Origin of the sequence: Bartonella sp. AA56HLJMS (assembly GCF_042197145.1) — a bacterium.
Lineage (GTDB): Bacteria > Pseudomonadota > Alphaproteobacteria > Rhizobiales > Rhizobiaceae > Bartonella.
This window is the reverse complement of the sequence record NZ_JBHIRL010000004.1, coordinates 134,144-140,812: the sequence shown is the minus strand read 5'-3', so window position 1 is coordinate 140,812 and position 6,669 is coordinate 134,144. Positions and strand designations below refer to the sequence as shown.

Here is a 6,669-nt window from a genome sequence, read left to right as displayed (position 1 = left end):
GTTTTGCTATTCGTGAAGGTGGTCGTACTGTTGGTGCCGGTATCGTCTCTAAGATCATTGAATAAATAATGCTTGTTGAGTGCTTTGATTATTGAAGGCACTTTATATAACAGGGAAATAAAGAGCATGAACAGTCAAAATATTCGCATTCGCTTGAAAGCGTTTGATCATAGAATTCTTGATACGTCGACGCGTGAGATTGTATCGACTGCTAAACGTACCGGTGCAAATGTCCGTGGTCCCATTCCGCTTCCAACGCGGATTGAGAAGTTTACGGTCAATCGTGGACCGCATATCGATAAGAAGAGTCGTGAGCAGTTTGAGATGCGAACACATAAGCGTCTTCTTGACATTGTTGATCCAACGCCGCAAACAGTGGATGCGCTTATGAAGCTCGATCTTTCTGCTGGTGTGGATGTAGAAATTAAGCTCTGAGGTTTGAGGACGGAAGGAACAGACCCGATGCGTTCAGGTGTAATAGCACAGAAGCTGGGCATGACCCGTATTTATAATGATGCTGGTGAGCATGTGCCGGTGACGGTACTTCGTTTGGAGAATTGTCAAGTCGTTGCTCAGCGTACAGTTGAAAAGAATGGTTATACTGCTGTTCAATTAGGTGTAGGCTTTGCTAAGGTTAAAAATACTTCGCAAGCTCTTCGTGGACATTTTGCTAAGGCTTCTGTTGAGCCTAAAGCCAAAATAGCAGAGTTTCGTGTAAGTCCTGATAATCTTCTTGATGTTGGTACTGAGATTACAGTGGAACATTTTGTTCCAGGGCAAAGAGTTGATGTGACTGGTACCAGTATTGGTAAGGGGTTTGCTGGTGTTATGAAACGACATAACTTTGGTGGGCATCGTGCTTCCCATGGTAATTCGATCACACATCGTGCTCATGGTTCTACAGGGCAGTGCCAAGATCCTGGTAAAGTTTTTAAAGGCAAAAAAATGGCTGGCCATATGGGGCAAGTGCGTGTAACAACACAGAATATTGAAGTTATTTCCACTGATAGTGAGCGTGGTTTAATTTTGGTGCGTGGTGCTGTTTCTGGTTCTAAAGGTTCTTGGATTTTGATACGGGATGCTGTGAAAAAGCGTCTTCCTGATAATGCTCCAAAGCCTGCCGGTATTCGCCGTCTTGTGAAGGAGAAAGCGGAAATGGTTACTCCGGTGACGGAAACCTCTGAAGTTGAGGGAGCCTAATAATGGATCTTGTAATTAAAACTCTTGATGGTAATGAAGCTGGTAAATTAAAGGTTTCTGAAGCTATTTTTGATCTTGTTCCGCGTGAGGATATTTTGCAACGTGTTGTTCGTTGGCAGCTTGCACGTCGTCAGCAGGGAAGTCATCAATCTCAAGGTCGTTCTGATGTGTCGCGAACAGGGGCGAAAATGTTTAAACAGAAAGGAACAGGACGTGCTCGACATTCATCTGCACGTGCACCGCAGTTTAGAGGTGGGGGTAAGGCTCATGGACCAGTGGTTCGTAGCCATGCGCATGATCTTCCTAAAAAGATTCGTGCTCTTGGGTTGCGTCTTGCTTTATCTGCAAAATTAAAAGCAAAAGATTTAATTATTGTAGATGAGTTGACTGTTAAGGATGCTAAAACGAAAATGCTTGTTTCTCATTTTTCTAAGCTTGGATTTAATAACGCTCTCTTAATCGGTGGTAAAGAGATTGATATTAACTTTTTTCGTGCAGCCTCTAATATCCCGAATATTGACATTTTGCCTATTCAGGGAATTAATGTTTATGATATTTTGCGTCGCAGCAAACTTGTTTTATCAAAAGCAGCTGTTGAGGCTCTTGAGGAGCGTTTTAAATGACAGATCTTCGCCATTATGATATAATTATTAGTCCAGTTATTACTGAAAAGGCGACTATGATTTCTGAATATAATCAAGTTGCTTTTAATGTCGCGCCGAAAGCGACGAAGCCTGAGATTAAGGCTGCTGTTGAAGCGCTTTTTAGCGTAAAAGTTAAAGCAGTTAACACGATAGTCCGTAAGGGTAAAGTGAAGCGTTTCAAAGGTATAGTTGGTCGGCAGAGTGATGTCAAAAAAGCGATCGTAACTCTGGCCAGTGGTCAGACTATCGACTTTTCGACAGGTCTTTAAGAGGCTCGGAGATAGGAATAATGGCACTTAAGCAATTTAATCCAACGACACCTGGGCAGCGTCAGCTTGTTATTGTGGAACGTTCTTGTCTTTATAAGGGAAAACCTATAAAGATGTTAACTGAAGGTTTATCTTCAAAGGGTGGGCGTAATAATCGCGGTCGTGTTACTGCTCGTTTTCAGGGTGGTGGACATAAACGTAGTTATCGGTTTGTCGACTTTAAGCGTCTTAAACGTGATGTTTCAGCAAAGGTTGAGCGTTTAGAATACGATCCTAATCGTACCGCTTTTATTGCTTTAATCCGCTATGAGGATGGGCAGTTGAGTTATATTCTTGCACCACAGCGTCTTGGTGTTGGTGATTCTGTTATGGCTGGTTTAAATGTGGATGTTAAACCAGGTAATGCTATGCCTCTTGCTAATATGCCTGTAGGTACAATTATTCATAATGTTGAGATGAAGCCAGGGAAAGGCGGACAGATTGCACGTTCAGCAGGTGCTTATGCGCAGTTGGTTGGACGAGATCATGGTATGGCTATTCTTCGTTTAAATTCTGGTGAGCAGCGTTTGGTTCCGAGTAGCTGTTTTGCAACTGTAGGCGCTGTTTCAAATCCTGATCATGGGAATATTAATGATGGTAAGGCGGGGCGGTCACGTTGGCGTGGTAAACGTCCACATGTTCGTGGTGTTGCTATGAACCCCGTTGATCATCCACACGGTGGTGGTGAAGGTCGTACATCGGGGGGGCGCCATCCAGTTTCTCCTTGGGGTAAACCTACGAAAGGTAAGCGTACGCGCTCCAATAAAGCCACTGATAAATTTATTATGCGTACGCGTCATCAACGCAAGAAATGAGAAAGGTAGTCTGAGGTGGTTCGTTCAGTGTGGAAAGGTCCGTTTGTTGACGGCTATCTTCTTGGTAAAGCAGAGAAGGTACGTGCAAGTGGGCGCAACGAAGTTATAAAAATATGGAGTCGTCGCTCTACTATTTTACCGCAATTTGTTGGTTTAACTTTTGGTGTTTACAACGGTAATAAGCATATTCCTGTTTCTGTTTCTGAAGAGATGGTTGGGCATAAGTTTGGTGAGTTCGCTCCTACCCGGACTTATTATGGTCATGGTGCCGATAAGAAAGCGAAGAGGAAGTAGGAATGGGAAAAGCTAAAGTTTTGCGCCAGCTTAAAGATAATGAAGCAAGAGCTGTCACGCGGACAATTCGTGTTAGTCCGCAGAAGCTTAATTTAGTTGCTGCAATGATTCGTGGTAAAAGAGTTAATGTAGCGCTCGCTGATTTGATGTTTTCACGCAAGCGTATTGCTGCTACTGTGAAAAAAACGCTTGAATCAGCAATTGCAAATGCAGAAAATAACCACGATCTTGATATTGATTCGCTTGTTGTGGCGGAAGCTTATGTTGGTAAGTCGATAGTGATGAAGCGCTTTCATGTTCGTGGTCGAGGGCGTGCTAGTAGAATTGAACGTCCATTTTCGCATCTTACTGTTATTGTTCGTGAAATTACCGAAAAAGTGGAGGCCGCGTAATGGGGCAGAAGATCAATCCAATAGGACTTCGTCTTGGTGTTAATCGGACTTGGGACTCTCGTTGGTATGCTGATAGTGGTGAATATGGGCGCCTTCTTCATGAAGATTTGAAAATTCGTTCATATGTGGTTGAGGAGCTTAAACAGGCGGCTATTTCTAAGGTTGTTATTGAGCGTCCTCATAAAAAGTGTCGTATTACAATTCATTCTGCACGTCCTGGTTTGATTATTGGTAAAAAGGGTGCTGATATCGAAAAGCTTCGTCGTAAGCTATCAGAAATGACGGATGCTGAAACTTCATTGAATATTGTGGAGATTCGTAAACCGGAGATTGATGCGACAATTATTGCGCAATCAATTGCTCAACAGTTAGAGCGTCGTGTTGCTTTTCGTCGTGCAATGAAGCGTGCTGTTCAGTCTGCTATGCGTCTTGGTGCGGAAGGTATTCGTATCAATTGTTCTGGCCGTCTTGGTGGTGCTGAAATTGCTCGTATGGAATGGTATCGTGAAGGTCGTGTTCCACTTCATACCTTGCGTTCTGATGTTGATTACGGTACAGCAGAAGCTAAGACCGCTTATGGTATTTGTGGTATTAAAGTTTGGGTCTTTAAGGGTGAGATTCTTGAGCATGATCCGATGGCTTCAGAACGTCGTGCTACGGAAGCTGATCAATCTGGTTCTTCATCGAATCGTCGCCGCGAAAATGCTTAGTTTTTGAGATTGAACTAAAATTTGGAGTAGAGAACAATGTTGCAGCCAAAGCGCACAAAGTTCCGTAAACAGTTCAAAGGCCGTATTCACGGTTTTGCGAAGGGTGGTACGGATTTGAATTTCGGTGCCTACGGTTTGAAGGCTGTTGAGCCGGAGCGGGTTACTGCTCGTCAAATTGAAGCGGCGCGTCGTGCGATTACACGTTATATGAAGCGTTCTGGTCGTGTGTGGATTCGCATTTTTCCAGATCTTCCGGTTACATCTAAACCGACTGAAGTTCGTATGGGTAAAGGTAAGGGAAGTGTTGATTATTGGGCTGCACGTGTTGCTCCTGGGCGCGTCATGTTTGAGCTTGATGGAGTTCCGGAGGATGTAGCACGTGAAGCACTAAGATTGGGTGCTGCAAAGTTGCCTATAAAAACGCGTTTCATCCAGCGTATTGCTGAATAATGAGGTTAAGCGATGAGAGCCACAGAATTACGGGCGCAAACGCTCGACCAAATGAAAGATGAATTGGCTAAGTTAAAGAAAGAGCAATTTAATTTGCGTTTTCAAAAAGCAACAGGTCAATTAGAAAAGACTGCGCGCGTTAGACAAGTTCGTCGTGATATTGCGCGTATTAAAACTTTTCTTCGTCAAAAGATAAGTGAAAGTAAGGTTTAAGGAAATAAGAGATGCCTAAACGCGTTTTGCAGGGTGTTGTTATTAGCGACAAAAGTGATAAGACTGTTGTTGTCAAAGTTGAACGCCGTTATTCTCATCCGCTTCTTAAGAAGACTGTTCGGCAGTCTAAAAATTATAAAGCGCATGACGAAAACAACCAATTCAAGATTGGGGATCAAGTTTCTATTCAAGAATCTAGACCAATTTCGAAAGATAAATGTTGGATTGTTGTAAAAGACAATGTAGCGTAAAGAGTTAAGCTTATTGTTTTAGAATTTAACAGTGTGGTTATCATTGATAAATTTGAAGACGATAACTTTATCGTTATTTGGCAGGCAAATCCGAGTGTGTAAAAGATACAATCGGATATATGTGTTAAGAGAAGGTGGCCAGTCATGATTCAGATGCAAACAAACCTCGACGTTGCTGATAATTCTGGAGCGCGTCGTGTCATGTGCATCAAAGTGTTAGGCGGTTCAAAGCGGAAATATGCTTCGGTCGGTGACATTATTGTTGTTTCGGTTAAGGATGCAATTCCTCGTGGCCGTGTTAAAAAAGGTGATGTTATGAAAGCTGTTGTGGTTCGTACTGCTAAGGATATTCGTCGCGCAGATGGTAGTGTCATTCGTTTTGATAGTAATGCTGCGGTTTTAGTGGATAACAAAAAAGAGCCGATCGGTACTCGTATCTTTGGACCTGTTCCTCGTGAATTGCGTGGTAGGAATCATATGAAGATCATCTCGCTTGCTCCTGAAGTTCTGTAAGGAGTAAATGTTATGCAAAAGATTCGAAAAGGTGATAAAGTTGTTGTTTTGTCCGGTAAGGATAAAGGATGTAGTGGTGAAGTAATTAAGGTTAATCCAAAAGAGAATAAGGCTTTTGTTCGTGGGATTAATATGATTAAACGTCATCAACGTCAAACGCAGAAGCAAGAAGCTGGAATTATTTCTAAAGAAGCTCCGATTCATCTGTCTAATTTGGCGATTGCTGATCCTAAAGATGGTAAGCCTACACGTGTAGGCTTTCGTATGAATGCAGATGGTAATAAAGTTCGTTTTGCCAAGCGTTCGGGAGAGTTGATTAATGGCTGAGGAAAGACAAATACCGCGTATGAAAGCGCATTATTTTGAAGTGATTCGTAAAGTGCTTCAAGAGAAGTTTAATTACAGAAATGCGATGCAAATTCCGCGGATTGATAAAGTTGTAATAAATATGGGGATAGGTGAAGCAACTGCTGATTCGAAGAAGCCTTCCCTTGCCGCTGAGGATTTAGGGCTAATAACGGGTCAGAAGGCTGTTGTTACGCGTGCGCGTAATTCTATTGCGACCTTTAAGGTTCGTGAAGGAATGCCTCTTGGGGCTAAAGTTACATTGCGTAAAGATCGTATGTTTGAGTTTTTAGATCGTCTTGTGACGATTGCTCTTCCGCGGGTTCGTGACTTTCGTGGTTTAAATCCAAAGAGTTTTGATGGTCGTGGCAATTTTGCTATGGGTATTAAAGAACACATTGTGTTTCCAGAAATCAACTATGATAAAGTTGATCAAATTTGGGGCATGGATATTATCGTTTGTACGACAGCAAAAACGGATGATGAAGCTCGTGAGTTATTGCGTGCTTTTAATTTTCCTTTTCGTTCGTAACG

14 protein-coding genes and 1 pseudogene are annotated in these 6,669 nt (G+C 42.6%); all 15 read left to right on the top strand.

What is annotated here, in order from left to right; all coding sequences use genetic code 11:
• Positions 1–65: pseudogene (locus tag ACFINI_RS03775) on the top strand (elongation factor Tu); the annotation flags it as partial.
• Positions 66–126: 61 nt separating this feature from the next.
• Entirely contained in the window at positions 127–435 is a 309-nt protein-coding gene (gene rpsJ / locus ACFINI_RS03770) for a 30S ribosomal protein S10 (protein ID WP_005773267.1), read from the top strand.
• A gap of 27 nt (positions 436–462) precedes the next feature.
• Positions 463–1,200, top strand: coding sequence for a 50S ribosomal protein L3 (rplC, locus tag ACFINI_RS03765; protein WP_273791404.1), 738 nt, complete (start codon positions 463–465; stop codon positions 1,198–1,200).
• A 2-nt stretch (positions 1,201–1,202) separates the two neighbouring features.
• On the top strand, positions 1,203–1,823 hold the full coding sequence (gene rplD / locus ACFINI_RS03760) for a 50S ribosomal protein L4 (RefSeq protein ID WP_273791405.1): 621 nt from the start codon (positions 1,203–1,205) through the stop codon (positions 1,821–1,823).
• On the top strand, positions 1,820–2,113 hold the full coding sequence (locus tag ACFINI_RS03755) for a 50S ribosomal protein L23 (protein ID WP_375645934.1): 294 nt from the start codon (positions 1,820–1,822) through the stop codon (positions 2,111–2,113). The genes rplD and ACFINI_RS03755 overlap by 4 nt, the downstream gene beginning before the upstream one ends.
• Before the next feature lie 20 nt (positions 2,114–2,133).
• On the top strand, positions 2,134–2,967 hold the full coding sequence (gene rplB / locus ACFINI_RS03750; RefSeq protein ID WP_375645930.1) for a 50S ribosomal protein L2: 834 nt from the start codon (positions 2,134–2,136) through the stop codon (positions 2,965–2,967).
• 15 nt (positions 2,968–2,982) lie between these two features.
• Entirely contained in the window at positions 2,983–3,261 is a 279-nt protein-coding gene (gene rpsS, locus ACFINI_RS03745) for a 30S ribosomal protein S19 (RefSeq protein WP_004855734.1), read from the top strand.
• 2 nt (positions 3,262–3,263) lie between these two features.
• On the top strand, positions 3,264–3,653 hold the full coding sequence (gene rplV, locus ACFINI_RS03740) for a 50S ribosomal protein L22 (protein WP_375645925.1): 390 nt from the start codon (positions 3,264–3,266) through the stop codon (positions 3,651–3,653).
• Entirely contained in the window at positions 3,653–4,363 is a 711-nt protein-coding gene (gene rpsC, locus ACFINI_RS03735) for a 30S ribosomal protein S3 (protein WP_375645921.1), read from the top strand. Before rplV ends, rpsC begins: the two co-directional genes overlap by 1 nt.
• A 36-nt stretch (positions 4,364–4,399) precedes the next feature.
• Positions 4,400–4,813, top strand: coding sequence for a 50S ribosomal protein L16 (rplP, locus tag ACFINI_RS03730; RefSeq protein ID WP_375611475.1), 414 nt, complete (start codon positions 4,400–4,402; stop codon positions 4,811–4,813).
• 12 nt (positions 4,814–4,825) lie between these two features.
• Positions 4,826–5,026 carry a 50S ribosomal protein L29 gene (gene rpmC / locus ACFINI_RS03725; protein WP_375606714.1) on the top strand — a complete coding sequence of 67 codons (201 nt, stop codon included), beginning with the start codon at positions 4,826–4,828 and terminating at the stop codon, positions 5,024–5,026.
• 11 nt (positions 5,027–5,037) lie between these two features.
• Positions 5,038–5,277: a 30S ribosomal protein S17 gene (gene rpsQ, locus ACFINI_RS03720; RefSeq protein ID WP_012231991.1), complete on the top strand. Its 240-nt coding sequence runs from the start codon at positions 5,038–5,040 to the stop codon at positions 5,275–5,277.
• Positions 5,278–5,421: 144 nt separating this feature from the next.
• A complete protein-coding gene (gene rplN, locus ACFINI_RS03715) occupies positions 5,422–5,790 on the top strand; it encodes a 50S ribosomal protein L14 (RefSeq protein ID WP_004855715.1) in 369 nt (122 codons plus the stop codon).
• 12 nt (positions 5,791–5,802) lie between these two features.
• Positions 5,803–6,117: a 50S ribosomal protein L24 gene (gene rplX, locus ACFINI_RS03710; RefSeq protein WP_375611476.1), complete on the top strand. Its 315-nt coding sequence runs from the start codon at positions 5,803–5,805 to the stop codon at positions 6,115–6,117.
• Positions 6,110–6,667, top strand: coding sequence for a 50S ribosomal protein L5 (rplE, locus tag ACFINI_RS03705; RefSeq protein WP_375611477.1), 558 nt, complete (start codon positions 6,110–6,112; stop codon positions 6,665–6,667). Before rplX ends, rplE begins: the two co-directional genes overlap by 8 nt.
• Positions 6,668–6,669 lie beyond the last annotated feature (2 nt).